The organism is Stenotrophomonas sp. 05L414_2 (genome assembly GCF_056397905.1).
Window position 1 is genome coordinate 1 of the sequence record NZ_JBFTOJ010000321.1, and the last position, 1,273, is coordinate 1,273.

Sequence of the window (1,273 nt, forward strand, 5' to 3'; positions counted from 1 at the left end):
GCAGATCCACGAGCAACTGGCAAGCATTGGATTGCGAATGGAAGACCTGGTGAAACTGCAAGTTTATCTCGTTGGCGGTGAGGAAACCGGTGGCAGGATGGATCTGGCGGGGTTCGCTGCGGGCTACTCACAGTTCTTCGGTAGTCCCGCAAAGAGCACAGCTCTGCCGGCCCGTTCTACCTTCCAGGTGGCGGGCTTGGCCCATCCGGCCCAACGGGTGGAGATCGAGGCCATCGCGGTCCGTCCCTGAACAACGACAGCACTCTTTGCAACCTGCCTTCAACATTCCCGTGACGTAAACGTCAGGCCTCGCTCGGCACCAGCCCCATCAGGCTGTTGGCGTGCTCGCGCCATTGCGGCAGCTTGTTCAGCACACCGGCGCGCTGCAGATACTCTTCATCCACCGGGTCACCGTTGACCAGCGCCAGTGCCACGTGCACCGCACCGGTCACCCAGAAGCTGCGTGTATTGGCGCGCTGCGGCTGCAGATGGAACGCCACCGCCTCGATGATCGGCATCGGCAGGCCCCACAGGCCCAGCAGATAGGCGCCGGCTTCGGCATGCCCGGGGCGATCATCATCGGCCGGCTCCGTTTCGCTGCGCTCGTTGCGTACACCCGGCAGCAGCAGGCCGATGTCGGCCAGCAGGGCGGCGGTGGCACCGAGTTCGGCGCTGGAGTCGGGCAGCAGGCGTGCGGCCAATCGCGAGGCCATCAAGGCACGCTGCTGCAGCGAATTGCGTTCGGCCCCGGACAARGTGGGCGCGGAGAACACCTCACTGGCCAGCACCAGGTCACGCAGCGTGGCCAGGCCCAGCCGGGTCACGGCGGTGCGCAGGTCGGCGATGGTGCGGCCCTGGCTGAAGAACGCCGAATTGGAAAGCTGCAGCACCTTGGCCGCGATCGCCGGGTCGGCGGCGACCAGCTTGGCGACATCGGCGCTGTCAGCGTCGTCGTCATGTTCCAGTGCCTGGGTCAGGCTCAGGTACAGGTGCGGCGGCGAAGGCAGCTTCTCGATGCGGCCGATGGCATCGCGCAGGCGCGGGCTGTCCAGCACTTCGCGCAGCTCTTCCAGGCTGGTCAATGCTTCCAGCAGTACTTCTGGTGCCAGCGGCAATGGCAGGAAGCGATGGGCGACCCCGATCAGGCGTGCCGGCGGCGGCCGGTTGCCATGCTGTGCATCGACCAGTGCGATGCGGATGGTCTCCGGGCGCAAGGTGCGGATCTGTCCCAGCAACGTGGTCGCGTTGAGATCGGGCAACTGCGGGCAGACGA

General features: G+C 65.9%; 2 protein-coding genes. One reads left to right on the plus strand and one right to left on the minus strand.

All coding sequences use genetic code 11. The features are described 5' to 3' along the window. Positions 1–250, plus strand: a 250-nt coding sequence (locus tag AC1DJN_RS21990; RefSeq protein WP_478040282.1) for a Rid family hydrolase, incomplete at its 5' end; no start/stop codon positions are given. 52 nt (positions 251–302) lie between these two features. On the opposite strand, the gene AC1DJN_RS21995 is transcribed toward AC1DJN_RS21990, so the two are convergent. After that, positions 303–1,273, minus strand: a 971-nt coding sequence (locus AC1DJN_RS21995; RefSeq protein WP_478040284.1) for an HDOD domain-containing protein, incomplete at its 5' end; no start/stop codon positions are given.